The sequence below is a fragment of the Paenibacillus sp. J5C2022 genome (assembly GCF_025567625.1).
Classification (GTDB): Bacteria; Bacillota; Bacilli; order Paenibacillales; family Paenibacillaceae; genus Pristimantibacillus.
In genome coordinates this window covers 42,607-68,037 of the sequence record NZ_JAOQJC010000026.1, presented here as the reverse complement: position 1 = coordinate 68,037, position 25,431 = coordinate 42,607, and the positions used below count along the sequence as shown (strand labels likewise).

22 protein-coding genes and 1 pseudogene are annotated in these 25,431 nt (G+C 52.9%); 2 read left to right on the top strand and 21 right to left on the bottom strand.

Going from position 1 to position 25,431, the window contains the following annotated elements; translation table 11 throughout:
* Positions 1-6 precede the first annotated feature (6 nt).
* The 3 genes from M6D81_RS20170 to M6D81_RS20160 form a co-directional block, all read right to left on the bottom strand.
* Positions 7-1,794, bottom strand: coding sequence for a cache domain-containing sensor histidine kinase (locus M6D81_RS20170; RefSeq protein ID WP_262678805.1), 1,788 nt, complete (start codon positions 1,792-1,794; stop codon positions 7-9).
* Positions 1,795-1,878: 84 nt separating this feature from the next.
* Positions 1,879-2,709, bottom strand: coding sequence for a carbohydrate ABC transporter permease (locus tag M6D81_RS20165; protein ID WP_262678804.1), 831 nt, complete (start codon positions 2,707-2,709; stop codon positions 1,879-1,881).
* A complete protein-coding gene (locus M6D81_RS20160; RefSeq protein ID WP_262678840.1) occupies positions 2,710-3,600 on the bottom strand; it encodes a carbohydrate ABC transporter permease in 891 nt (296 codons plus the stop codon).
* A gap of 160 nt (positions 3,601-3,760) precedes the next feature.
* Here M6D81_RS20160 and M6D81_RS20155 point away from each other — a divergent pair.
* A pseudogene (locus M6D81_RS20155) lies at positions 3,761-4,057 on the top strand (SDR family oxidoreductase); the annotation flags it as partial.
* 61 nt (positions 4,058-4,118) lie between these two features.
* Here the strand turns inward: M6D81_RS20155 and rlmH are convergent.
* The 7 genes from rlmH to M6D81_RS20115 all read right to left on the bottom strand — a co-directional run bounded on the left by rlmH (position 4,119) and on the right by M6D81_RS20115 (position 11,006).
* Positions 4,119-4,598 (bottom strand): 23S rRNA (pseudouridine(1915)-N(3))-methyltransferase RlmH, encoded by a 480-nt coding sequence (gene rlmH, locus M6D81_RS20150; RefSeq protein ID WP_262678803.1) that lies wholly within the window; start codon positions 4,596-4,598, stop codon positions 4,119-4,121.
* A 3-nt stretch (positions 4,599-4,601) separates the two neighbouring features.
* Positions 4,602-4,769 (bottom strand): CxxH/CxxC protein, encoded by a 168-nt coding sequence (locus M6D81_RS20145; RefSeq protein ID WP_262678802.1) that lies wholly within the window; start codon positions 4,767-4,769, stop codon positions 4,602-4,604.
* Positions 4,770-4,844: 75 nt separating this feature from the next.
* Entirely contained in the window at positions 4,845-5,207 is a 363-nt protein-coding gene (locus M6D81_RS20140) for a DUF8042 domain-containing protein (protein ID WP_262678801.1), read from the bottom strand.
* Positions 5,208-5,324: 117 nt separating this feature from the next.
* Positions 5,325-7,892: a flagellin N-terminal helical domain-containing protein gene (locus M6D81_RS31730; RefSeq protein ID WP_317259154.1), complete on the bottom strand. Its 2,568-nt coding sequence runs from the start codon at positions 7,890-7,892 to the stop codon at positions 5,325-5,327.
* A gap of 184 nt (positions 7,893-8,076) precedes the next feature.
* Complete coding sequence (locus M6D81_RS20125) at positions 8,077-8,244, bottom strand: carbon storage regulator (protein ID WP_262678800.1); 168 nt, start codon at positions 8,242-8,244, stop codon at positions 8,077-8,079.
* A gap of 251 nt (positions 8,245-8,495) precedes the next feature.
* The gene (locus tag M6D81_RS20120) at positions 8,496-8,678 is read right to left on the bottom strand and encodes a carbon storage regulator (protein WP_262678798.1); all 183 of its coding nucleotides are present in this window, start codon (positions 8,676-8,678) and stop codon (positions 8,496-8,498) included.
* Positions 8,679-9,641: 963 nt separating this feature from the next.
* On the bottom strand, positions 9,642-11,006 hold the full coding sequence (locus M6D81_RS20115; protein WP_262678797.1) for a S1C family serine protease: 1,365 nt from the start codon (positions 11,004-11,006) through the stop codon (positions 9,642-9,644).
* A 205-nt stretch (positions 11,007-11,211) separates the two neighbouring features.
* On the opposite strand from M6D81_RS20115, the gene M6D81_RS20110 reads away from it, so the two are divergent.
* Positions 11,212-11,523 carry a hypothetical protein gene (locus M6D81_RS20110; protein WP_410795765.1) on the top strand — a complete coding sequence of 104 codons (312 nt, stop codon included), beginning with the start codon at positions 11,212-11,214 and terminating at the stop codon, positions 11,521-11,523.
* On the opposite strand, the gene M6D81_RS20105 is transcribed toward M6D81_RS20110, so the two are convergent.
* The 11 genes from M6D81_RS20105 to M6D81_RS20055 form a co-directional block, all read right to left on the bottom strand.
* Positions 11,492-12,298, bottom strand: coding sequence for an MBL fold metallo-hydrolase (locus M6D81_RS20105; protein WP_262678796.1), 807 nt, complete (start codon positions 12,296-12,298; stop codon positions 11,492-11,494). The two genes, M6D81_RS20110 and M6D81_RS20105, sit on opposite strands and share 32 nt — an antisense overlap.
* 33 nt (positions 12,299-12,331) lie before the next feature.
* Positions 12,332-13,117 carry a two-component system regulatory protein YycI gene (gene yycI, locus M6D81_RS20100; RefSeq protein ID WP_262678795.1) on the bottom strand — a complete coding sequence of 262 codons (786 nt, stop codon included), beginning with the start codon at positions 13,115-13,117 and terminating at the stop codon, positions 12,332-12,334.
* Positions 13,118-13,130: 13 nt separating this feature from the next.
* Positions 13,131-14,846 carry a two-component system activity regulator YycH gene (locus M6D81_RS20095; RefSeq protein WP_262678794.1) on the bottom strand — a complete coding sequence of 572 codons (1,716 nt, stop codon included), beginning with the start codon at positions 14,844-14,846 and terminating at the stop codon, positions 13,131-13,133.
* Entirely contained in the window at positions 14,843-16,690 is a 1,848-nt protein-coding gene (gene walK, locus M6D81_RS20090; RefSeq protein WP_262678793.1) for a cell wall metabolism sensor histidine kinase WalK, read from the bottom strand. The genes M6D81_RS20095 and walK overlap by 4 nt, the downstream gene beginning before the upstream one ends.
* Positions 16,687-17,433 carry a response regulator YycF gene (gene yycF, locus M6D81_RS20085; protein WP_262678792.1) on the bottom strand — a complete coding sequence of 249 codons (747 nt, stop codon included), beginning with the start codon at positions 17,431-17,433 and terminating at the stop codon, positions 16,687-16,689. The genes walK and yycF overlap by 4 nt, the downstream gene beginning before the upstream one ends.
* Before the next feature lie 120 nt (positions 17,434-17,553).
* Positions 17,554-19,146: a M23 family metallopeptidase gene (locus M6D81_RS20080; protein ID WP_262678791.1), complete on the bottom strand. Its 1,593-nt coding sequence runs from the start codon at positions 19,144-19,146 to the stop codon at positions 17,554-17,556.
* 138 nt (positions 19,147-19,284) lie between these two features.
* A complete protein-coding gene (locus tag M6D81_RS20075) occupies positions 19,285-20,001 on the bottom strand; it encodes a hypothetical protein (protein WP_262678790.1) in 717 nt (238 codons plus the stop codon).
* A gap of 178 nt (positions 20,002-20,179) precedes the next feature.
* Positions 20,180-21,466 carry an adenylosuccinate synthase gene (locus M6D81_RS20070; RefSeq protein WP_262678789.1) on the bottom strand — a complete coding sequence of 429 codons (1,287 nt, stop codon included), beginning with the start codon at positions 21,464-21,466 and terminating at the stop codon, positions 20,180-20,182.
* Positions 21,467-21,609: 143 nt separating this feature from the next.
* Positions 21,610-22,971: a replicative DNA helicase gene (gene dnaB / locus M6D81_RS20065; RefSeq protein WP_262678788.1), complete on the bottom strand. Its 1,362-nt coding sequence runs from the start codon at positions 22,969-22,971 to the stop codon at positions 21,610-21,612.
* A 49-nt stretch (positions 22,972-23,020) separates the two neighbouring features.
* Entirely contained in the window at positions 23,021-23,464 is a 444-nt protein-coding gene (gene rplI, locus M6D81_RS20060; protein WP_262678786.1) for a 50S ribosomal protein L9, read from the bottom strand.
* Entirely contained in the window at positions 23,461-25,422 is a 1,962-nt protein-coding gene (locus tag M6D81_RS20055; RefSeq protein ID WP_262678785.1) for a DHH family phosphoesterase, read from the bottom strand. The genes rplI and M6D81_RS20055 overlap by 4 nt, the downstream gene beginning before the upstream one ends.
* Between the last annotated feature and the right edge of the window lie 9 nt (positions 25,423-25,431).

Genomic DNA, 25,431 nt, shown 5'->3' with positions numbered 1-25,431 from the left:
ATTCCTCTACTCCTCTGCTCGAAATTTCATTCGAATCGCAATGATGGCGCCTTGATCGGATCTGTTCCGAATCGAGAGCCCGCAGCCTTCTCCGTATATGCTGACAATTCGCTTATGCACGTTGAACAGTCCGATATGCCGGACCCCCTCGGGCTTCCGATTGTTTTGCCTCAGCTGCTCGTTAACGAAAGCAAGCCGTTCGGGAGCAATTCCGCAGCCGTTGTCCTCGACTGTAATGACAATATCGCCGCCGCTCCGTTCACCGCGTATGCGAATCCAGCCTTGTCCTTTGGCCGGCACGATTCCATGGATAATGGCATTTTCAACAACCGGCTGTATAATCCAAGGCAGTGTATACGCATTCATGACTTCTTGATCGAACTGAATTTCGTAATGCATTTTGGGCAGCCGAATTTGCTGCAGCCGCATATAGACCTCTACATACTCCAATTCACGGGAGAAGGAAATATAATCGGCATTTTGCTGCAAGGATAGCCGAAACAGCTTGCCCAGGAGCGCTACCATATCGGCAACCTCGTAATCGCGGTTGATCTCGGCCTTCATACTGATGGATTCCAGTGTGTTATACAGGAAATGAGGGTTAATCTGACTGCGCAGCACTTCAAATTCCGCTTGCTGCTGGTAGATTTTCATGGCCAGCACCCGATGGACCAGCTCGTTGATTTTTTCGACCATATGATTAAAGCTTCGTCCCAACTGGCCGATTTCATCGTTCGCATACGCGCGGAACCGCACGCTGTAATCGCCCAGCTCCACCTTTCGCATCATCCGCTTCATGCGCTTAAGCGGCTTAATGATCATCATCGTAAAGGCCGACGACAACACAAGTGCCAAAAACAGCGCGGTGGCGGATAAACCCCATAACAGGTTGCGGATAATGCTGAGTTCATCGGAAAGCTGGCGCAAAGGAACGGTATTCACGACGGTCCATCCGGTCACGTCCGATCGGACATACTGCACCATCATCGGCTCTCTGTTTATCGATTCCGTCGTGAATTTGCCGAAGCCTCCCGCCAGCTCTACTGGAAAGGCCGTTGAAATAAATTGATCATCCGGATGGTAAATGATCGTACCTTTCTCGTCCACAATAAACAAGGTAGACGACGTCTTGATCTTGGCTTCATTCAGAAGTTCATATAAGTATTCCGTGCTCAAATCGATGAGCAGCACGCCGTACGGAACTCGGTTGGAGACGTTAATAATGCTGCGCGCGTACGAGAAAATATAGGTATCGTTATCGGCGATTCCGTTCGCGTATTTCGAGCGGTACGGAGGAATGACTATCCCTTTCCCGTCGGCCGCCAGCACTTCGCCGTACCAGTCTTCGTCGCGAAACCCGCTATGGTCGATCCACTTGCCCGACCCGTACTGCGAATATTGAACATCGTTGTCATGGATCCAATAAATGCCCTCGATATTTTGAAACGGAATAATAAGCATCATATTGCGGAGCGCGCGGTCGATGGCAATTTTTTCGTTATACAGATCCATAGGGTCCTTCTTGCCGCTCAAACCCTCTACGCCATCCAAATAAAAAGTCATCGATAAGCGGTCGATTTGCCGAATATAGTTGTCCAAGTTCGCGCTGATCTGATCCGTTAGATTCAGGCCGAACTCGCTCACACGCTCCGTCAAGTTTTGTTCGTAACGTTGAAATCCAAGCAAAGTCACCATCAGAACGGGAAGGATGATCATGACGGCGTACACGCCAACGAGCTTTCTGTCCAATCCCCATTCTCTGAAAGGAATCCACCATCGTTTCGTTTTTTTCATCGCAGCACCCTTCATGAGGCAAGATTGGTTAGGTTATCCTCCTATGATACGACAAAAGAAAAAACTTTCAAACGCTAGTATTTATCATCCCTTCACGGAGCCGGCAGTAATTCCTTTTATAATAAACTTTTGCAGGAAGACATACACCAAAGAAAGCGGCAAGACGGACAGCACCATGCCCGGGAACAACAACGACCAATTCGTCACATGCTCTCCGACGAACATGTAGAGCGCGATCGTTATCGTACGATAGCTCTGGTCCTGCAGGAACAGCAACGGAATAATCAGATCGTTCCACGTATTCAGCGAGCATAAAACGATGACGGTGGCCGTTACGGGCTTGATCACCGGAAATACCGCCAGCCAAAAGGCGCGAAACAGCGAACAGCCGTCCATCTTGGCCGCTTCCTCCAGTTCCTTGGGCGTCCCCCGCAAGAAGCCGGAATACAAAAAAACGGCGAGCGGCAAATTGACCGCGGTAAAAATGAGAATGGCCCCGTAATACGTATTGATCAAGTGCAGTTCGTTCACCAGGCGATACAAAGGAACCATTGCCAGTTGAAACGGCAGCATGATGCCCGCAATGAAATATATAAACAAGACGTAATAGGCCTTTTGCGGCTTTCTGGCCAGCGGATAGGAGGCCAGCGAACCCAGTACGGTCAGCAGCAGGACGGTCCCAGCGGTTATGATTACGGTATTGCCCAGGACAAGGTGAAACTGCATCAGCTTCCATGTCTCGATATAATTGCTCCAGCTTAAGGAAGTCGGAAACGATAGAGGCGAGCCGGCCATCTGCGCCGGCGTCTTGAACGTCATAGACACGATAAAGTAAAGCGGATAGACGGACAACAGCGCGATAAGGATCATGAAGCTTTCCAGTACGCCGGTTCGAATGCTGTAGGATCGGGACATTTATCCGTGCACCTCTCTTCTTCTAAGCAATAAAACCTGGATGAGCGATACCGTGAAAACAAACAGAAACATAACCACGCCCATGGCCGTTCCGTAACCGAAGCTGCTTTTGGTAAAAGCGGTGGTATACAACAGCGTCGTCATCGTCTCTGTTGCATAATAGGGGCCGCCCTTCGTGGTGACGAATATAATATCGAACGCTTTCATCGTTCCGATGCTGGAAAGCACGACATTGATCGTAATCGAAGGCGCCAGCAGCGGCAGAGTAACGGATTTGAACCTCGTCCAGCCTCCCGCTCCGTCGATTTCGGCAGCCTCGTATAAATCTCCGGGAATCGTTTGCAAATTCGCCAGATAGATGACCATCGAATAACCGGTATATTGCCACACGGCCATGGCGACGATGCTGTACAACGCGAATTTCGGATCGCCCAGCCAGCTTTGCTCCCATGATGACAAATGCAGCATGCCGAGGAGCGTATTCAGCACGCCGTTTTGCGGTTCGTAAATGTACAGCCACGTATAGCCGACAACGAGCGGGCTTAAGATGGCGGGTACGAAAAACACCGTTTTCAGTACCTGCTTGCTGCGAATTTTGGAATCCATCGCCAATGCGAGCGGAACCGCAAGGCCGTTCTGCAGTATGACGACAAATAAAGTGAATACGAACGTATTTTTAAGAGATTTGATAAAGATATCGTCCGACCATAGGTTCTTAAAATTTTTGAGCCCGACAAAATCCATCGTTTGATAAAAACCGTTCCAATTCGTAAAGCTGTAAAAGAAACTGCCGATCACCGGTCCCAAAAAAAACAAGGTGTAAATGAAAAAGGCCGGCAGTATAAAGCAGGCAAGCAAAAGATGTTCCCTTCTGTTCATCGTTAGCTTCATCAAAGTCGCTCACTCCCCCTTGCTCTTAATGGTAGCGAATCGCGCGGAACGTTAAAATCACGTAAAATCCGTCTTTCCTCTCTTTTTTTCGGAAGTTCGCTTTCCGGCAGACTTGCTTCCAACGCAAAATAGGAAGGCTCGTGGCCTTCCCTTTCCGCTTGCTATCGTCAATGATGGCAGTATTGCCGGGCAAACCGGATTAGGCTCTTCTCTTCCCTACGCCGTATCGAAAGCAGCGGTCCACGCATTAACAAAAATCGCTGGCAAACGAGCTTTAGCTCCCTATATTCGAGTCAACTGTATCGTGCCGGGAGCCGTCGAGACAAGATGGTGAACCGGAAGAGAAGAACAAATGCAGAGGCTAGCTCCGAACCTTCTAATGCAGCGTATTTCGAAGCATGTAGATATCGTCTCCATGATCTGCGCGGCCTTAGAACAGGAAGCAATGACACCCCAAGCCCATGCCAGCCATCACGCTTTTTCAGGCTTCTGCACGTTTGACCCAAAAAAACTTGACGCTACTTATGGTACGGTTCACCCCGATTAATCTTCACCGCCCGGTAAATCTGCTCCACCAGAACGAGCCGCATCAGCTGATGCGGCAGGGTCATGCGCCCGAAGCTCAGCTTCTGCTGGGCGCGCTTCAGCACCGCGGGAGCAAGCCCCGTGCTCCCGCCAATGACGAAAGCCACGTGGCTCCGCCCATACGTGGCTAACTTGTCGAGCTGGCCCGCGAGATCCTCGCTGGACCAGAGCTCGCCGTCGAGTGCAAGCGCGACGACATGGGCGTCCGGCTTCAGCTGCGCCAGCAGCCGCTCCCCCTCCCGCTCGCGCACAGCAGCTTCCTCCGCCGGACTCATCGTCTCCGGGGCGCGCTCATCGGGCACTTCCGTGAGCGTCAGCTTCACGTAAGGCCCGAGCCGCTTGGCATACTCCGCTATGCCAAGCACCAGATACTTCTCCTTCAGCTTCCCGACAGCCGCTATCTGTATATGCATCGGCTACACCACCAAGTAGGCGGCTGCCTCATCGCAGAAGTCGCACTTGCGCGGAGGGTCCCAGTCCGCAAATTTCGTTTCCTTCAAATCCACCACATCCGGCGCGTCCTCATACTCATCGACAAATCGCTCCAAAGCCTTCTCAATACACGGTTTACATACACAATACATACGTTGTTTTCGCTTCCTATCCTAGTTGATTATTCCCAAAGTCTACCCCAGGATGGGCAAAATTTCAACCGCTCTTCAGAGGGAGGAAGACAATAGCATGTCAGCCTTCTCCTTCCACTCCCGATAGGCCGGTTGAACCTCTTCAACCGCCAATTGCTGCGCTAGCAACAGCTGCTGCTGCTCGTAAGCTGCCGTAAGCTCGGACAAGGCTCCACGCAAAGCGACTATAACTTCTTCCATACCGCTAATATCGTATTGCGCAGACATTGCCCGCAGTGAAGCCTCCATCGAATAGCAAGCCGCGACAATGTCGGTAAACAACGCTATGCTGCCATCCAACTGACCCTTATTCAACTGTTGTATTAGCTGCTGAATGGCTTCGTCGCAAGTATTTGCCAAGTCTCGCAATCTGCTCATCGTATTCTGATCCTTCATCATGACCACTCCTCATTTCTTTTCTGCTAATAATGTTGAAGCCATACATTCATGGACCCTGGAGAGTAGAAAAAAAGAGACTCTAGGCTTCTAGAGTCTCCTTGTAAAAGCTGCGACCAATTAGCCAAGCAATTGCAGGACACCTTGCGGCCGCTGATTGGCTTGTGCCAGCATGGCTTGTGCTGCTTGAGACAGAATGTTGTTCTTCGTGAACTCCATCATCTCTTTAGCCATGTCTACGTCACGGATACGGGATTCAGCCGCAGTCAAGTTCTCTGCCGAGGTTCCCAAGTTGTTAATTGTATGCTCCAGACGGTTTTGATAAGCACCCAGCTTGGAGCGAACAGTCGATACTGAATTAATCGCATCATCAAGAACGGATATAGCCGCAGAGGCCTTATCCGCCGAGCTAATATCGAGCGAATATTCCATGCTGCTGCTGCCATTCGTAACCGTCTTCGTTGAGGTCAGAATAGCCTCTTTTCCGTCAGATGCGGTAATCGTCGAGCTTGCCGTATCGCCTGTTACCTTCAAGGCTTGCGAGCGCATGTCTGCAATTTCAATCGACAAGGTTTGACCGCTGTTCGCACCGATCTGCATGGATAAGGAGTTGTCCGTTACACCGTTCTCTACAGTGAATGTCGCATTGTCGGCAGTTGTCGTGGACGTAGTCGTATCGATACTTACGCCGGAGGAACCAAGTGTAACCGTATCACCCAATGCGAATGCCTGCTCGTTCACATCCGTAGTCTCGAATGATCCGTTGCCGTCCGAATCACGCAGCAAGGACATTCTGTAGTCGTCGGCAGTTGTAACGTCTTTCACGGAGAAGAATGTGTCGCCCGCTGCAAGTGTCGTACCGTCGTAATCCAGGCTCACATTGAAGCCAAGGTCGATTTTCTCAGTAGCTCCTGTTCCCGTCAGAGCATAGGAGCCTGCACCTGCCACTGCCGAGCCGTCCGCTTGCTGCAGCTGTGCAGTGAATGCAGTCGATGTGCCTACATCGAACGTTGTAGTTGCAGTCGTACCGCTAGTCAATGCATTCAGCTTAGCGAGGTCCAGATCGATCTGCACGCCATCGCCGGCATCGCCAACTTGAATATTTGTCAAATTATTAGGGTCCGTCAGGTCGGATTCCGTTAGCGTAACAGCTGCGCCACGAGCTGTCGTACCATCTGTTTCACGCATTTGAATCGAATACGTATCGTCATACGAGACTGTCGTAGTGTACGTATTGCCGCGTGTGAACTGTCCAGCGTCATCCGCTACATCCAGCTTCAGCTCGCCGCCGTCGCTGAATGTGAAGGATTGTGTAGCACTAGCCGCACCATCAGCTACTACAACCTCTTGCGTGTCGCCAGTTGCGCTTTGCGTTACGGATATTTTGTTGCCGATTGTAAGCTCAACTTCACCGGCATCCAAGCTGCCCGCCGTGGCATCGCCTGAAGTATCGCTCGCCCATAGTTGAGAGAGATCCGCATCGAATGTAACATCGCCGATTTTAATTTGCGTTGAGCCTGATGAAGAGGTGACTGTCGTTGTAGCCGTTGCACCCGCAATGGCAGTACCCGTCGAATCCTGGAGCTCGAATGTGAAGGAGATGCTGCCATCCGTCTCGTCTCCGTCCGTTTGCGTTACAGCTATTTTGTAGCCGGTAGCGTTATTGTAAGCGGAATTTGATTCGATCGTGACATTGCTGATTACTCCATTATCCATAAGGTCTTTGTCCGCAGCGCCAGCGCCGTCGCCAGCCGTTACCGCAGCGGAGGACGTGATGACATATGTTCCCTCTGAAGCATCCGTCCCATTGTCGGCATTCACATTGGAGATGCCGCCGCCGCTAACCGCTGTGGCATTAATAGCCGTCGTCTTCGTCACTTCAACTTCATAACCCGTGCCGTTCGCCAAGACAGAGTTGGCGTCAATTGTAACCGGATTATTGCCGCCAGTTGAGTTCAGAACGCCATTGACAGCATCGTCCGCTACGCTGCTTGTCGATTTCGCCGAAGTGCTCTGAACAACAACTTTATAGTTGCCTTCCGCAAGATCTAGATCTTCATCCGCGCCTGAATACTCGGAGACACCGTTCACGCCCGTACCCGCAAGCACGTTGTCGCCGACATTCTGAACCGTTTGACCACCTTGGTTCGTTATTTCTATTTTATAATCGCCATTGGCCGTAGCGGCATTGTCATCCACCTTCAGGTTAGCCAGATTGGCGCTTACCGTCTCACTGCCGTCCAATTGCTTCATGACACCGTTCACGGAAATATCGCCATTCAGTATTTTTCTTGTATTGAACTCCGTCGTATTGGCAATCCGATTGATCTCGGACGACAATTGATTCATTTCCTCCTGAATCGCTTCACGGTCCTTCGTTGTGTTGGTATCATTGGCTGATTGTGTTGCGAGCTCGCGCATGCGCTGCAAGATGGAATGCGTCTCGTTTAATGCGCCTTCCGCAGTTTGAATAAGGGAGATGCCATCTTGCGCATTGCGGGTCGCTTGCTCCAGTCCGCGAATCTGTCCGCGCATTTTCTCCGAGATGGCAAGTCCGGCGGCATCATCGCCCGCCCGGTTAATGCGAAGACCAGAAGAAAGCTTTTCCAGGTTTTTGGAAGAGTTGAAGCCGTTTGCCGCTAACTGGCGATTAGTGTTTAATGCGGCGATGTTGTGATTAATTCTCATGTTTCATTACCTCCGTGTCATTTGTTTTTGAATACACATCCGTTTGTATTCGTTCACGCCTCTTATCCCCTGATGAATGATCTCAAGTTGCGCGCCGACTCGAATTCATTCCGACAGGACATAAGCACTATCTTCCATGACACACGCCACTCATCCTAAGTGGCCGAAGGCACTCCGCTTCCTATTATCGTGCTTTATTCTCCGCTTCATATAACTCGCCGCGAACGATGGAGATTTCCCTTGGTGCATCAATTGCCAGACGCAGGTGACCTTCATCGCTCTTGACAACCTTCACCATAATGTTCCCATTGATCATTACGTATTCCCCTGGCTTTCTACCCAATACAAGCATTGCTCAATCCCCCCCACAGGTAAAAAAAATGAGCAAACATGACGCTGCTCCCCTTCATCCTGAAGAGTCACAGCGACTTGTTTGCTCATCCCTAAGTCTTACTATTTTATTCATATATTCCGCGATGCAAAAAGTAAACAAAGAGCCATAAGACACATCGTCAGTCGATAAGATAGGTTATTAGTCTTGAATAGTTTATACTATATTTATCGGCAGCCTTTTCATTTTATTAAGTCCTTTGAGAGGTTTTTTTAATTTTTTTTGTTCATCAGCAACTCCCCGCGCACAATTCTGCTCTCCAGCGGTGCATTGAACGCCAAACGCAATCCTCCATCGTCGCTTTTTATGACTTTAATTACAATGTCGCTATTTATGACGACGCTTTCACCAGGCTTCCTGCCTAACACTAGCAATCCCATCACTCCTTGATTCATTAATTATTGCGGTCCATCCTTAAACTTGAAAAAAACCGGTTCTTTTTAACTATAAAATTGTATCATTTATAGTTACTACTTAGCTATTAAAGCAAGTAATGGCTTTTCGCTCAAAATGGTCACATAGTATCGGAAAAATAGGGAAAAGTGTGCACTTTCGCTCATTTTGCTCACATAGCCCCGTCAAGCATGCCTTGTACCGCCGAAAAGTAGGAGCTATCGCTCAAAATAGTCACATAGTATCGGAAAAATAGTGAAAAGTGTGCACTTTCGCTCATTTTGCTCACATAGCCCCGCCAAGCGTGCCTTGTAGCGCCGAAAAGTAGGAGCTATCGCTCAAAATAGTCACATAGTATCGGAAAAATAGTGAAGAGTGTGCACTATCGCTCATTTTGCTCACATAGCCCCGCCAAGCGTGCCTTGTAGCGCCGAAAAGTAGGAGCTATCGCTCAAAATGGTCACATAGTATCGGAAAAATAGGGAAAAGTGTGCACTATCGCTCATTTTGCTCACATAGCCCCGCCAAGCGTGCCTTGTAGCGCCGAAAAGTAGGAGCTATCGCTCAAAATGGTCACATAGTATCGGAAAAATAGGGAAAAGTGTGCACTTTCGCTCATTTTGCTCACATAGCCCCGTCAAGCATGCCTTGTACTGCCGAAAAGTAGGAGCTATCGCTCAAAATGGTCACATAGTATCGGAAAAATAGGGAAAAGTGTGCACTTTCGCTCATTTTGCTCACATAGCCCCGTCAAGCATGCCTTGTACCGAATGGACCTAAGTAGTAACCATTTATAGGTAAAAATACCTACATAATTTTCATCCACTTCAAATTATATATGCTTCTCCTCACAAAAAACTCATACCCCTCACTGCCGCCACGCGCAAAAAGCCGCATCAACAGCGTGACAATCACTGTTGATGCGGCTTAGCCATCCCACGGTATTCAGCTGTAGATAGTGGCTGCTAATCCTCCTCGCGGTCGCTCAGCTTCAGCTTCAGCGATTGCTTCTCGCTGCCCCGGTAGAAGGTGACGGTAATATCCTCGCCGATCTTCTTCTTATTGTACAAGTACCGGCGAAGCTCGCGCGTCGTGCCGATCTCCTCTTCGTCCAGCTTCACAATAATGTCGTTCATCTGAAGCCCCGCCGTCAGCGCCGGGCCGACCGCTTCCAGCACGATGACACCGTTGTACACGTTATCCGGCACCTTAATGTCGTAATCGCCGCCGTCTTGCGATTCGCTGTCATCATCTGTCGAGGCCTCATCATCCTTCTTCTTGCCGTCCGCATCCTCTTCTTCCGGGAACTCCTCCTGGAAGAACTGCTCCAGACTCTGCTGGCCCCAGTAATGCTCCAGATCCATCGTATAGACACCCAGATAAGGGCGCGGCACGTAGCCTTGGTCTATCAGACTCTTGATGATCGGAATTGCATTGTTGATCGGGATTGCATATCCGATGCTCTCTACACCGAAGTCGGCGATCTTCATACTGTTGATCCCAACCACCCGGCCATCCAGATCAATCAGCGGTCCGCCGCTATTCCCTTCATTTATCGCCGCATCGACGCGTATCACTTCCTGCTCCCAGTCAATCATGCCGTTCCCGTTCAACGATACCGGTACGACCTCCTTCGTAACGCTCACGACGCCAAGCGTGGTCGACTTGCCCATACCCAGCGGATTGCCGATCGCAATGACGAATTCAGCCTCACGCAGCTTGGAGGAATCGCCAATCTCCGCCACAGTGTCGACACCCTTGCTGTCGATCTCCAATACGGCAAGGTCGGTTATAGGATCTTCGCCAACGATGGCCGCTTCGCGAATTTCGCCGTTCATAATAACCGCCTTCACCTTCTCGGCACCTGCCACGACATGGTAATTGGTGACAATATACGCCTTGCCGTCCCTCTTCTCGATGATGACACCAGAGCCTACTCCAGCTTCCCTCAGCACGCCTTCTTCCTCATCGCCTTCTACTTTCTTGCTCCCGAGGCCAAGCGAGAACTTCTGCTCGTTAATAATGCTGACGACAGCCGGCCTCACCTTCGCTGTTGCATGAATCGTCCATTCCGAAGGGTCGGCGCCGCCGATCGAAGCACTGGCTGCGGGCACGCTCGATCGGTCTGCAGCGCTGCCGAAGCCGAATATGAACCCGAACAGCAGGCATGCGGCTATCGCGCTTACGAGAGAGGAGACCAGGGCAATCCGAATAGTGGACCACTCGCCAATCGGCGCCCACTTCGGCGCGGCATCTTCTTTCTTCTTGAACTTGCGAACCGTACGCCTGGATACTCTGGTGGAGAAAAAATCATCATCGAACAGACTCATCTATTACCCGCTCCTCTCAATGTCATAGACATTAAGAATGTATTCGCACATATAGGAATGTTTTCGGTATATATGACTACAATATTAATAGAGACCAAGCCTATAAACAGAGTTTATGAAATCATCATAATGCATTCCACACCCGCCCGCCAGTGTTATTTCACAATCCCTCCGACCAAAAAAAGGATAGAAGGAGCGATCATTCATGAACACAAATCGCTTGAACGGTTCCAATCATTCGAGCAGCCCCGCCGACGCTTGCGGCAGCGATAGCCGGCAAGACGGTTCCAGAACAACGAACATCGGCTCATCCCCCGCCTGGGAGCAGGTACGCCTCGCCGCCAAGCTGGCGGATCTGAAGGAGGAGCATTACCGTACCGTCCTGACCCTCAGCGCCATGCTGGAGCTGTTCGTCGACAAGGGACTGCTGACCCGGGAGGAACTGGACGAGAAGTCCGCCACGCTGGACCGGCAGCTGGAGGAGCTTATTTCCGCATCACTTCATCCCATGGGGTAGCGCGGTCCGCATAGGTTTTGCGCAGCGGGAACTCCTCTTTCTTATAAAATATTCCGTTATTCTCCAAGATAGAATTGACTGTCAGCATCGCCAGATCCATCTGGTTGTGGTCGAGGCTGAGATGGGCCAGATAGACCCGCTTCGTCCGGTCCGTCATTAGCTCGATCAGCGCTTCGCCCGCCGCCACATTGGACAGATGGCCGACATCGCTCAGAATGCGGCGCTTAATATTCCATGGATAGCGCCCCATTCGCAGCATCTCCGTGTCATGATTGGATTCCAGCACGAGCACATCGGAATCGATAATATGCTGCTTCACTTTATCGCTCACATAGCCCAGATCCGTCGCCAGGCTCAGCTTCTCGCCATTCTCCTGAAAGCAGTAGCCGACGGGCTCTGCCGCATCGTGTGAGATCGGGTAAGATTGCACCCGCAGAGTCCCGAACTCCAGCTCCTCCCCCGTCTCGATGTACACCCGCTTCTCTTGCTCGATCTTGCCGACATGTCGCTCCATCGCTCCCCAAGTCGCCTCATTGGCGTAGATGGGCAGCTCGTACTTGCGGGCGAATGCGCCCAGCCCTTTAATATGATCGGAATGCTCGTGCGTCACAAGCAGCGCGTCGATATCATGACCGGATATGCCTTGTCCCCGCATCAGCTCGTCCAGCTTCTTGGCGCTAAGCCCTGCATCGATCAGCACCGTCCGCTCGCTGCCCTGCACAATGGTTGCATTCCCTGTAGATCCGCTTGCCAGAATGGTAAATCGAAGTCCCATAACCGTTTTGTCCTGTCCTTTCTCCCCTAACTTTCACTGGTCCGCTTGGCTCAGCGTCGATCCGCTGCCGCTTTCCGTATCGCCATCTTCCCCTTCTTCCTTGTCCGTCGCCACTTCACCGCTAATCGCGTGGACATAATACACTTTGCCATCCTCCAGCATCACCCGCCACGAAGGAGCAGCCACCTGCTTCTCGGAATCGAAGATTTGTCCATGATAGCCGAGCTGAATATCGGAGATGACCGCTCCCGCTTCCAGATATGTCTCTATCAGACTGGCCACGACCTTCGCAGCCGGCAGCACTTTATTCTGCTCGCCGGTGCTGATCAGCTCCACAAGCTGCTGACGATAGCCCGTAATCTTCAGGTTGCTGATGTACAGCTCCAGTCTCACATTGAACATCGGACGTCCTTCGAATACCCGATACATGACGAATACGCCATCGCGGTTGCTATGCAGATCGTAGCTGTACTCCTCAAGATCAGGCACCTGATCGCCAAGCGACTTCATCAGTTCCGACTTGGTGAATATATCGGCGCTATCCACCGGTTCAAGCAGCTGCACTGGCTCTTCCCCCTGCGCATCGTCTTCATGAAGCAGATAGGTCAGATCCCCGAGCTTCGGGGTTTCCGACGGCAGATTGGCCGTTAGCGATATTCGCTTCTGCTGCATGAGCTTCAGCTTGTCCTGAGGCAGCTCCGCTGTATTCATATTGGCGTCCAGCTGCGTTCGAATGTCCAGCCAGAGCTGATACCCCAGCAATATATTCAGCATCAGGAATGAGATAATAAGCACACTCTTCGCCCTGCCCCAATCCATCCATCTTCACCCCCTACTCTGCAGCAGCTAGCTGCTCTTCAATCTGATCTTCTGCGGGATCGCGGCCCTGCCCCTGATCCAGGCCCTGATTCTTGCTCCGATCCTTGTCCTTCGCTTGCTCTTGATCACCAGGCTCCTGTCCCTGCTCCGCTTCCGCCACAGGCTTCTCGTTCTTCCCGACCGCCAATGGCTTATCTGCCTCCGAGTCGCGTTCATCGGCTTCGTCTGATGTCTCTCCGTCGATACCTTCCGAGGCAGCCGCACCTTCTGCGGCGCGATCTGCCGAAGAATCGACCGTATCCTCGTCATGCTTGCTGTCCGCATTCGACTCGGAGCCCGTGCCGGAACGATTCGCAGCCGCGTCGTCCTGGCTTCCTTCCTCGGAAGTCGCCTCGACCTCTTGCGCCACTGATTCCTCCGGCGGCTGGAAGCCCGCCGGCAGCGCTTCGGACAATACCGTCTCCGTGCCGTCCTCATGTCTTGCCACCCATACCGGCGTGAAGCCCATGCGCTGATCTTCCAGCGGTCTGGCTTTCAATGCGGGATAGAGAGAAGTAACCTCATTGATCCGTTCATACCGCTTCAAGCGTTCCTCCAGCTGATCTCCGCCTTGCAGCCACCTCTCCCTCCTGGACTCCGAACGCGGGGACAGCGTAATGAGCGAACGCTCGTATTCCGTTACGGTGCCCTTCTGCAAGACCAGCCGCATATAGCCATAATGGAAGTAAGGGTCGCCCACGACGGGATACTGCTCGATATATTGGCGGAATTGCACATACTTCTTCTCCTCGGCAGGCTGCAGACTCATCAGGCGATGGGTGCCATCCCAGCCGCCATGCGTGTTAATGAAGTCAATCGAAGCATACACATTCTCGCCCAGCTCCACATCGCTGCTCTTCGTCGCCGCCGGATTCGTGTAGTTGATCCATGTCCCGTTCTGCTTCACCTGCAAGCCGCGCTTGCCGTCGGTAATAATCTGCGAGCCGCCGCGATCCTCCCAGGCAATCGTCGTGCCGGGATCGAAGAACAGGTTGCGCTGCATCTGCTGAGGGGAATACGTCTCATACGGAATGATCATTTCCGTAGCCTGTAAGAATGTCTCCGGAATATAGAGACCGCCCTTCGTCATCCGATATACCGGCATATATTCGCCGAAGCCGACATAATCCTCCACATCCCGGATCGTCAGATCCGCTCTCACCGATTCATAGACGGTCATGCCGTCGCTGCTGAAGAAGAATGTGCGTATCTCTTCGGCCACTGTCGTCTTGAATATCCAGATGCGATCAATCCGCTCGTTCAGGAACAGAGGATCTCCCTCCACCTTCAACAGCTTCTGCAGCAGCTCGATCGAGATGCCGCCATCGAACCGGAGCTCGACGCCAATCTCTTTCTCCCGAATATATTCCCAATCCATCAGACTGAGAGGACTGCGCTGGAAGCCCTTGAACTCCCGCCCCGCAATACGCTGCTTCAGAATCATATCGTAGAACTGCGTACCGGGATAGATGACCGCATGCTTGTTGTCCCCTCTATGCAGGATTAATTCGTTGGGGAAGATCATCTCTTCTACGTTCGCGGACTTGCCTAGCCGCTCGGTATGAAAATAGTCCTGATCGCTCCGAACCGTTGCTCCGAGCCCCGGCATCCGATAAGCCAGGAAGTAGCTCTGCAGCAAGCTCAAGGCAACGAGCGCAATAAGCAATCCCGTCTTCAGTCTCTCCATCATGCCGGCTCCCCCCCTTCCTGCAGCAGCGGAAGCGTGAACGTAACGGTCGTTCCCTCGTTAAGCTCGGATTGGAGAGAGATCGTGCCGCCATGCGCCTTGACAATTTCCCGGGCAATGGACAAGCCAAGCCCTGTACCGCCCATATTGCGCGATCTTGCCTTATCCACCCGATAGAAACGGTCGAAGATGCGAGCCAGATCCTTCTTCGGAATGCCTATTCCGGTATCCTTCACGCTAATCTCCAGCTCGGCTCCGTCCGTCGACTTGCCCGCAGTAAGCTTGATCGTGCCGCCATCCAGCGTATATTTGATCGCATTGGACAGCAGATTGTCCAGCACCTGATCAATCTGATCGCGGTCCACCCAGGCCGTCTTCAAGCCCGGCTCCACACGCACCGATGCTTTAATAGACTTCTGACGCAGCTGGAAGGAGAAGCGATCGGCCACTTCATCCAGCATCTCGTGTATCGGCGTCGGTCTCCGCCTGAGCGGAGCCCCGTTGGAATCGAATCGCGACAGATGCAGCAGATCGGTTACGAGCCTGATCATCCGCTCCGTCTCATTGCTAATGACGCCGACGAAGCGCTCCGACAGCTCGCGCTCCTCCAGCGCTCCGTCGTTCAGCGCCTCTGCATAGCTCTTGATCGTCGTCAGTGGCGTACGAAGCTCATGGGATACGTTCGCGACGAATTGACGGCGTGACTGCTCCAGCTTCTCTTGCTCCGTCACATCCTGAAGCACGACGATCGTACCGGTAACCCCCCGGTCTCTGCGATGTATCGGCGTGAATGTCACCTTGAGCAGACTTTCGCTCACTTCGCCCGCTTCCCTTTCCTGCAGCTCCTTGGTTAGCAGTATCGTCTGCACGCGTCCCTGCTCCAATTGCTCCAGCTTGTCTGCCGGAAGGCTCAGTACGTCGTACAGCTCCTTGCCTTGCACCGACTCCGCATCCAGCAGCTCCAGTGCCCGCCGATTCCAGATCATAATGACGCCGTACTCATCGGCGGCTATGACGCCGTCGCTCATATTGGACAGAACCGATAAGAGCTTCTCGTTCTCCTCCTCATTGGCGGAGAGCGCCTCCTTCAGCCGGATTGTCATGACGTTGAACGCCATGCTCAGCCGTCCGATCTCATCCTCTCCCAGCACCGGCGCCTTCAGATCGAACCTTCCGTCGGCGACCGCCTCCGCTTGTCTGGTCAGTCCTTGAATCGGCACAGTTATGGTATGCGCGAGAAGAATACCCAGCACACCCGTCAAGCCGAGCGCAATCAGGGTGCCGGAGAAGAAGATCTGGTTCACCCGGTTGACCGTTTCATACAGCTCCGTCATCGACGCGACGACATAGACGGCTCCGACTATTTTATCGTTGTGGGTAACGGGAAGTGCGATCGACTTCTTGCGCGTATTATCCTCGTCGATGAATTCTTCTTCATTGTCCGGAATATTCTGCAGAGCGCGGCTGACGGCCAACGACTTGTTCTTCTGCCCGATACGCGACTGATGCACCTGCAGCGATGTCGCGACAAGCCTGCCGTTCGCATCCAGCACCTGCACTTCCGCTCCGCTAATGCTGAACAGATTGCGAACGACAAGATTAAGATCCTCCGTCTTATTGTCCGGGGAATCGTTGTCCGTCTCCATATTGGGCGAGAGGCTGGGAGCCGCGAAGTTCGACAGGATGTCCGCCTGCTCCTTCAGATTGGTCGTAAAGCTGGTAATAAGCGAGTTCTTTACCGTGCTGATGAAATAAACGCCGATCAGCTGCATGGCGACGAGTATAAGCAGAAGGTAGATTATGACGAGCTTTACCTGAATCGTGCGGAAGAAGCTTCGCCATCTCATCCGTAGCCGAAGCCTCCAGACTTGGGATTGCGCATCAAGTAGCCCAGCCCCCGTCTCGTCATAATATACTCCGGTCTGCTGGGATCGTCCTCGATCTTCTCGCGCAGCCTTCGAATCGTCACATCCACCGTCCGCACATCGCCGAAGTATTCGAAGCCCCACACCGCCTGCAGCAGATGCTCTCTTGTCATGACCTTGCCGCTATTGCGGGCCATATAATGCACAAGCTCGAATTCGCGGTGGGTCAGATCCAGCGGCTCTCCGTTCTTATAGACGACATACATATCCGTATCGATGAACAGGTTGAACAGCTTGAGTCCTTGCTGCTCCTCTTCCAGCTCCTGCTGAACGCCTGTCGCCTCCGCTGCCTGCTCCGCTTTCTTCTGGCGGCGCAGATGTGCTTTCACCCTCGCGAGCAATTCTCTGGTGCTGAACGGCTTCGTCACATAATCGTCCGCTCCCAGCTCAAGGCCGAGCACCTTGTCAATTTCGGTATCCTTGGCCGTCAGCATAATAATGGGCATATTGAGCTTCGTCCGCACTTCGCGGCATACATCCATGCCGTCTTTCACGGGAAGCATCAGATCCAGCAGGATAAGATCGGGCTCTTCCTCCATCGCGAGACGCACCGCTTCGCCGCCGTCGAAGGCGCATATGACCTGGTACCCTTCCTTCTCCAGATTGAACTTCAATATATCCGCTATCGGCTGTTCGTCGTCGACCACAAGTATTTTTCCGTGCATCGTTACACACCGCCTGTCGCTTGTCCTATTTACTGTACTTATTTTAACATACGTGCGCCCCGGCTTCACAATGAAAAAAGCACCGCCGAGGCATGAGCCTCAAACGATGCTTGTCCATCATTATAAATATTTCAAAGGATTTTGAAGAACGCCGTTTTTATGAATTTCGAAATGCAAATGAGTGCCTGTGGAATTTCCTGTATTGCCCATAATGCCGATTGCGTCGCCTTTTTCCACCTTGTCGCCCTTGCTCACCTTAAATGAGCTCAAATGACCGTATACGGTTTTGAAGCCGTTCTTGTGGTCGATAATAATGGCATTGCCCAGACCTTGCTTCCTGCCTACGAACTCGACAACGCCGGAATCGGCGGCCATGATCGTCTTGTTGCCGATCATGTCAATGCCGTTATGCATGCGGCCCCAACGCTTGCCGAACTTGCTCGTAATACGGTAGCCGGATACCGGTATCGCGAAGCGTCCCGTGCCTTCGCCCAGCACGACCATGGTGCCCTTCTCTACGACTGCTGTAACAGGCTCCTGAATGACAACCTTGTCGATCAGCTCCTCCGATACCACATAGCCGTTCTGCTTCTCGATCAGATAAGTGAGGCTTTGCGTACCGTCGACGCCTTCCGTAATCGTCTTGCTCTCGCCGACGCGCATCTCATCGTTCTTGACAATCTCTACCGGTGCGGAGATCGCCTCGTGCTCGACCACCTTCTCCACCGTTCTGACCGTTACCTCCGGTTGAATAACCGTAAGGTCCAGCTCGTCGCCGACCGTAATGCGGTCGCCCTCAATCCATGAGTTGTTCTCGTAGATCACTTGCGGGGAAATATCGAACTTCTGAGCGATACACCCGATGCAGTCACCGGCTTGTACGACGTACTTCGTCGGCTTCGTGCTGCCTTCCACAATCAGTTTATAGATATCGTCCGCGCTGGAAATCTTGGCGGGATCAATATCCACCTCGTCGATCGCGACATCCTCTACGAAGCTCACTTCAGTCACTTGCACGCCCGGCTGAGACATCTGCACTTCTTCCTTCGCAGCCGCATCGGCTGCCGCGCCGCCGGAAGACTTGTGAGACAATGTCTTGACGGTTTTGAGCTCCTTCTCCTCATTGACCAGCTCCGGCGCATACTTGCTCTGTACCCGCGCCAGAATATTGTCGGCCGTCTGCTGATCATTAACGACGCCGATTACCTTGCCGTCTACCTTCACCTCAACGCCTACAGCATGGGATGTGAAGCGCTGCTCAAGTGCCGTCAGCGTGGAATCCGTCTCCGGCACTCCCTTGAACACCCGCTCATCCTCATATGTAATTGCTCCGGTATCAAGCACCATCCGCTTGCCCGGATTAGCTTGCGTCAGCTCTTCCGTCTCCAGCGCGACCAGCTTCTCTACCTCTTCCGGATTCCCTACCGTTCCTACCTTCTCGCCATTCATATACACATGATAAATATCGACAGTATTGCGTTCTACGTATGCGTTATATTGCTGTGTACCGACAATGCCGGCAGTCGTGAGCAAGATCAGCGCCCCGCCTATGGCAAGGGTCTGCTTTCTCCGCCATACGGGAAGCACTGCAGCCTCCTCGGCGGAATCCTGCTCGGTCTTACCATTAGAGTCTTGCTCGCGCATAGGACGAAAGTACCGGACAGTCTGTTCCCATACTTTCTTCATATGACGCATGCCCTTGAAACTGGTCATGGTAGTCTCCTTTTCACGATTCTATCAATTTTTTGGTATATATAACATAAAAAAGACGAATTCTCCTGTCGGATCATCCGCCTTTAACTTTAACACATGCTTTACAATAGGAGCAACTCATTCAAGCCGTTAGCAAAATTAATATTTTTTCAGAATTTCCATCATTTCATCGTATTCTTCCTTGTCGAGATGCTGAGCCATCAGCTGTTGAATGGATAGAAGCTCTTCCTCGGACAACCCTTCTTCGACATAATTCGATATAATTTGCCAAGTTTCTTGCGGTAATTTCGTAGATAATATTTCGAATAGTCGAAATTTATCCTCTTCACTTATGGCGTTTTTGACATTTTCTAGTTCTTCCGTCGTAAGTGCCGTCTCCGTTCCTTCTAGGTCTAATGACCCAACACCGTCGGACTCGCTGCCCTCTGTCGAGCTTTCCTGAACGGCGTCTTCCAATCCCTCCTCCGCCGCAGGCGGCTCCTCCTCCAATACCGCTGAGGAGTCGGCATCTCTTCCGCCTTCCGCATGGCTACCCGATCCCAAGCCTATATCCGTAAGAGGCGCATCCGCCAGTTCATCCCGCTGCTCGTCGGACGCGCTTGCCGCATCGTCAGCACGTTCCTCTTCGCTCTCCTCCGTCTCTACCGCCTGTGCCGTCAGCAACGGCTCCGATCCCCACATCCTGCCCCATACCCCCGACATCGCCATTGGCGGCACATCCACCGGAATGTTGTATTGCTTCAGCACCGTCTCTACGTAACTAGTGACAATATAACCCGTCGTCCAGATCGACAGGAAGCTGATCAGCAGCCCTGCAGCCACAATCTTGCCAAGCCAAGCCACACCTCTGAACATACTTCTCCTCCTTCTTCTCGCAAAAAGCGGCTTAGGGTTCTCCTTTCTATCATTATGGTCAACGAAGCCGGCTTGCATTCATAACGGGCATTAAGAGACTCCTCATTCTCTCTTGCAACTTCTTTATATACAAAAAAAGCAGCGGAGGAGCGATGCTCCTGCGCTGCTAGCGTACATCTTATTTATAAATCGTGCGAACCTGGTTCGTCTGCTCGCGGTTGCGTCCTACAGAGAAGATGGAGATCGGAATACCGGTTAGCTCCGATACGCGGTTCACATAGTTGAGCGCGTTCTGCGGCAGATCCTCCAGCTTCTTCACATTGGACAGATCCTCGGACCAGCCCGGCAGATCCTCATACACCGCTTCGCACTCCGATACGGCCTTCAGGCTCGCAGGATAGTGATAGATCACTTCTCCGCGGTATTTGTATCCTGTGCAGATCTTGACCGTCTCCAGGCCGGACAAGACGTCCAGCGAGTTCAAGGACAGCCCGGTAATGCCGCTGACGCGGCGGGCATGGCGCACGACGACCGTGTCGAACCAGCCTACGCGGCGCGGACGTCCTGTTACGGTGCCGTATTCATGCCCTTTATCGCGGATAAGCTGCCCGATCTCGTTGTCCTGCTCCGTCGGGAACGGCCCGTCGCCTACGCGCGTCGTATAAGCCTTCGCTACGCCGATGATCTCCTGAATGCGGGAAGGACCCACACCGGAGCCGATGCAGACGCCGCCTGCGGACGGATTGGAAGAAGTTACGAACGGATAAGTGCCTTGGTCAATGTCAAGCATGACGCCTTGCGCGCCTTCGAACAGCACTTTCTTGCCCTCATCAATGGCATCGTTCAGTATGACGGACGTATCCGTCACATAAGGACGAAGGGTCTCCGCGAAGCCCAGATAGCTGCTGATGATCTGGTCCGCATCCAGCGGCTCGCCGCCGTATACTTGCTGAATCAGCTGGTTTTTCTCCGCAATAATCGCCCGTGCGCGCGATTCGAATTCCGCCGCGTCCATCAGGTCGGCGATACGGATGCCGTTGCGCGACGCTTTGTCCATGTAGCAAGGTCCGATCCCTTTGCGGGTCGTACCGATCTTGTTGTCGCCCTTGCGGTCTTCCTCCAGCGCGTCCAGCACCAGATGATACGGCATAATGACATGCGCGCGATCGCTGATCACCAGATTGTCAGTGGAGAAGCCATTTTCATGGATGTAATTGATCTCGTTAATGAGCGCCTCCGGATTAATGACCATGCCATTGCCGATGACGCATACTTTATTATCGTTGAATATTCCCGAAGGAATCATAGTAAGCTTATATTTCTTGTTATCAATGAGGATGGTGTGTCCCGCATTGTTACCTCCTTGGTAACGGGCAATGACATCGGCTCCCTCCGCCAGGAAGTCCGTAATTTTCCCTTTGCCTTCGTCTCCCCATTGCGTACCGACAACAACTACCGTAGACATGTGTACATACCCCCGTGCGATGTAGAAGCACACCGAAAATTACCGCCTCTTAGGCAGCACTATTAGTGTAGCAGTCCATGATTCATAAGTCAAACGAAAAACGAACAATTGCGGATGCTGCGTTGCAATTGTTCGGATATAAATTATGATGCCTGGGATGGATCGCCGTGCGAGCGGTCCAAACTGACGAATTTATTGAAGTTTTTCAAGAAGACCAGCTCTACCGTGCCGACTGGCCCGTTCCGCTGCTTAGCAATAATAATCTCGATGATGTTCTTCTTCTCCGATTCCTTATCGTAATAATCGTCGCGATAAAGGAAAGAGACGATATCGGCATCCTGCTCGATGGAGCCGGATTCCCGAAGATCGGACATCATCGGCCGCTTGTCTTGACGCTGCTCGACGCCGCGGCTCAGCTGGGACAAGGCAATGACCGGCACTTCCAGTTCACGGGCAATCTGCTTCAGCGTACGGGATATCTCCGATACTTCCTGCTGACGGTTCTCGCCGGCTTTGCCCCGGCCTTGAATCAGCTGCAAGTAATCGATCAGTATCATGCCCAGCCCGCGTTCCTTCTTCAGACGACGGCACTTGGCACGAATATCCGCCACAGTGATGCCCGGCGTATCGTCAATGTAGATCTGGGCTTCCGACAGCGCGCCGATCGCCATCGTCAGCTTCTCCCAGTCGTCGCCCTCCAGAAGCCCCGTCCTCATCCGGGTCGCATCCACGTTCGATTCCGCGCAGATCATCCGCTGAACGAGCTGTGCGGCGGACATCTCCAGACTGAAGATCGCAACCGTCTCGCCGGCCCGCACCCCGACATTCTGGGCGATATTGAGCGCGAATGCAGTCTTCCCGACGGAGGGACGGGCGGCGACGATGATCAAGTCGCTGCGCTGGAAGCCTGCCGTCATTTTGTCCAGATCGACGAAGCCGGAAGGAATGCCTGTCGTGCCGCCGCGATTGGAATAGAGGAATTCGACCTTCTCGAACACTTCCATCAGCACATCGCGGATGGAGATAAAGCCGCTGCTGCTTCGCCTGTTCGCAATCTCCAATATTCGCTTCTCCGCATCGCCGAGCAGGACGCTGACGTCCTCGGAGTTAGCATACCCATCCGATACAATATTAGTAGCGGTGCGAATCAATCTCCGCAGCATGGACTTCTCTTCTACGATTTGCGCATAGTAATCGACGTTGGCCGCCGTAGGCACGGCATTGGCGAGCTTCGCCATGTAGCTGACCCCGCCGATCTCCTCCAGCAGGCCCTGGTCTTGCAGATGGGCGGTGAGCGTAACCAGATCGATAGGCTGATTGCCCTCGCCCAGTTCAATCATAGCTTCGAAGATACGCTGGTGAGCGCTGCTATAGAAGTCCTCGCTTTTCACCCGCTCCATTGCTGTAATGAGTGCTTCCGGCTGTAATAGCACAGCGCCGATGACCGCTTGCTCGGCTTCTATATTTTGCGGCGGAACCCGATCGAACGTCAGCTCCGTCTCCATAAGTCAGCATCTCCTTCCGTTATCTTCAAGCCGTATGTGTATCCGAACTTTACTCTTCTGCCGTTTGTACGCTCAGTGTCGCCTTTACATCCGTATGCAGCTTCACCGGCACTTTCGTTACGCCCAGCGTGCGGATCGGCTCGTCCAGCTCAATCTTCCGCTTGTCCACCTTGATGCCTTGCGCAGCCAGCGCCTCGGCGATCTGCTTGCTTGTGACCGCTCCGAACAAGCGGCCGCCCTCTCCGGCCTTCGCTTTCACGACGACCGTCATCTCTTCCAGACGCTTGCCCAGTGCCTCTGCATCCTCTTTCTCCTTGACTTTACGCTTCTCTTCCGATTTGTTCTGCGCATCCAGCGTCTTCAGATTGCCCTCCGACGCCAGCTTCACCAGACCTTTCGGCAGCAAGAAATTGCGCACATAGCCTTCGGACAACTCTTTAATCTGTCCCTTCTTCCCTTGACCCTTCACGTCCTGCAAAAAAATGACCTTCATTCGAACAACCCCTCTTCCGATTCAATTTGTGCCAGTATCTCCTTCAGCTTCTGGGCCGTCTCCTCTACCGTACCTTCCAGCTGAACGGCCGCATTCGTCAGATGTCCGCCTCCGCCCATGCGCTCCATCACCACCTGCACATTCATATGGCCGAGCGATCGCGCGCTGACGGCGATCAAGCCGTCCTGTCTCTCCCCGATGACGAATGACGCCAGAATGCCCTGCATATTCAGCAGCGCGTCTGCGGATTGAGCGATTAGCAGTTGAGAGTTGCGGCGCCCCGGCTCTACGACAGCTATAGCTATATGATCATAGTACAGCTCCGCATGCTTGATAATCTCCGCCTTGCTCACATAACCCGCCAGGTCCTCCTGCAGCATGCGCTGGATCAGCATCGTATCTGCCCCATTCCGTCGCAGGAACGAGGCAGCTTCGAACGTGCGCGCTCCGGTGCGCAAGGAGAAGCTCTTCGTATCCACTGTAATGCCTGCAAGCAAGCATGTCGCTTCCCTGACATCCAGCGATATGCGGTCATGAATATACTGCAGCAGCTCCGTCACGAGCTCGCAAGTGGATGAAGCGTAAGGCTCCATGTAGATCAGCATCGCTTGATTGATGAATTCCTCGCCCCGGCGATGATGATCGATGACGACGATGCGCTCCGTGCCGGAGATGAGCTTCGGCTCCTTCAGCAGGGATGCCTTATGCGTATCGACCACGACTGCCAGCGTCTGCGGCACGGTTAGCGCCAGCGCCTGCTCGGGCGTGATGAACCGCTGCGACAGCTTCTCATCCTCTCGGATCATCTCCATCATCTTCTCGATGGAGGGATTAACGCCTTCGATCATAATGTAAGCTTCCTTGCCGAACAGTTGCGCGGCCTTCAGCACCCCGATTGCCGCTCCGACAGCATCCATATCGGGAATCTTGTGTCCCATTATGATTACGTTATGGCTCTCGCGAATAAGATCGCGCAGAGCATGCGCCACGACGCGCGCCCGCACCCGGGTCCGCTTCTCTACCGCATTGCTCTTGCCGCCGTAGAACGTCTGTCGCTTCCCTGCCTTCACAGCGGCCTGATCGCCTCCGCGCCCCAGCGCAATATCCAGGCTGCGGTGCGCCCAGCTGCCCAGCTCGATAATATGGTCCGCCCCGGCAGCGAAGCCGATGCTGAGCGTGACGGGAATCTTGCCATCGGCTGTCAGCTCCCTCACTTCGTCCAGAATGACGAATCTGGATTGCTCCAGCACTCTAAGCGTCTTCTGGTCGGTAATGAGCAGGAAGCGGTCGGACGTCAATCGCTTCAAGTAGATCTCGTACTTGCCCGCCCATTCCGTAATTTCCGCCGTCACCTTGGACAGCAGGGAGCTTCTCTGCTGGTCGTCCAGACCTTGCGTCACTTCCTCGAGGTTATCGATCATCACCACGCCAAGCGACAGCTTCTCGTCCTCGTACTTATGACCCAGCTGCCATAGCTCCGTAATATTCCGTACATACAGAATACGCTCTTTCGGCTTGAAAATCAGCTGGTACATATGGGAACCGATCGCGGCCTCCATCGTCCCTTCCCGTTCCTTCACCTGCTGCATCGTCGGGAACAGCTCCGCTAGCTGCATGCCGACGAGGGATTCCCGCTCCATAATATCGGCGATGTAGGGATTGTGCCATTCGATCGTGCGTTCCTCGTTATAAAGAATGATGCCGAAGGGCAGTTCATGGATGATGCTGCCGCCACCCTTCTTGACCCGATAGGAGAGATTCCCCAGATGCTGATGAAGCTCCTTGCGGAATGCCCGCTCCGCCAGGAAGGTGTAGACGGCTACCGCAATCGTGAAGAGGAACCCCGCCAGCGCAAGCAGCCACTCGTAAGGAATGAACGCTGCCGACAATAGTAGCAGACCCGCAATTGCCGCCAGCTGATGCTTACCGTGCCATCTCTTGATCAGAAACTTTGGCATAATACAATT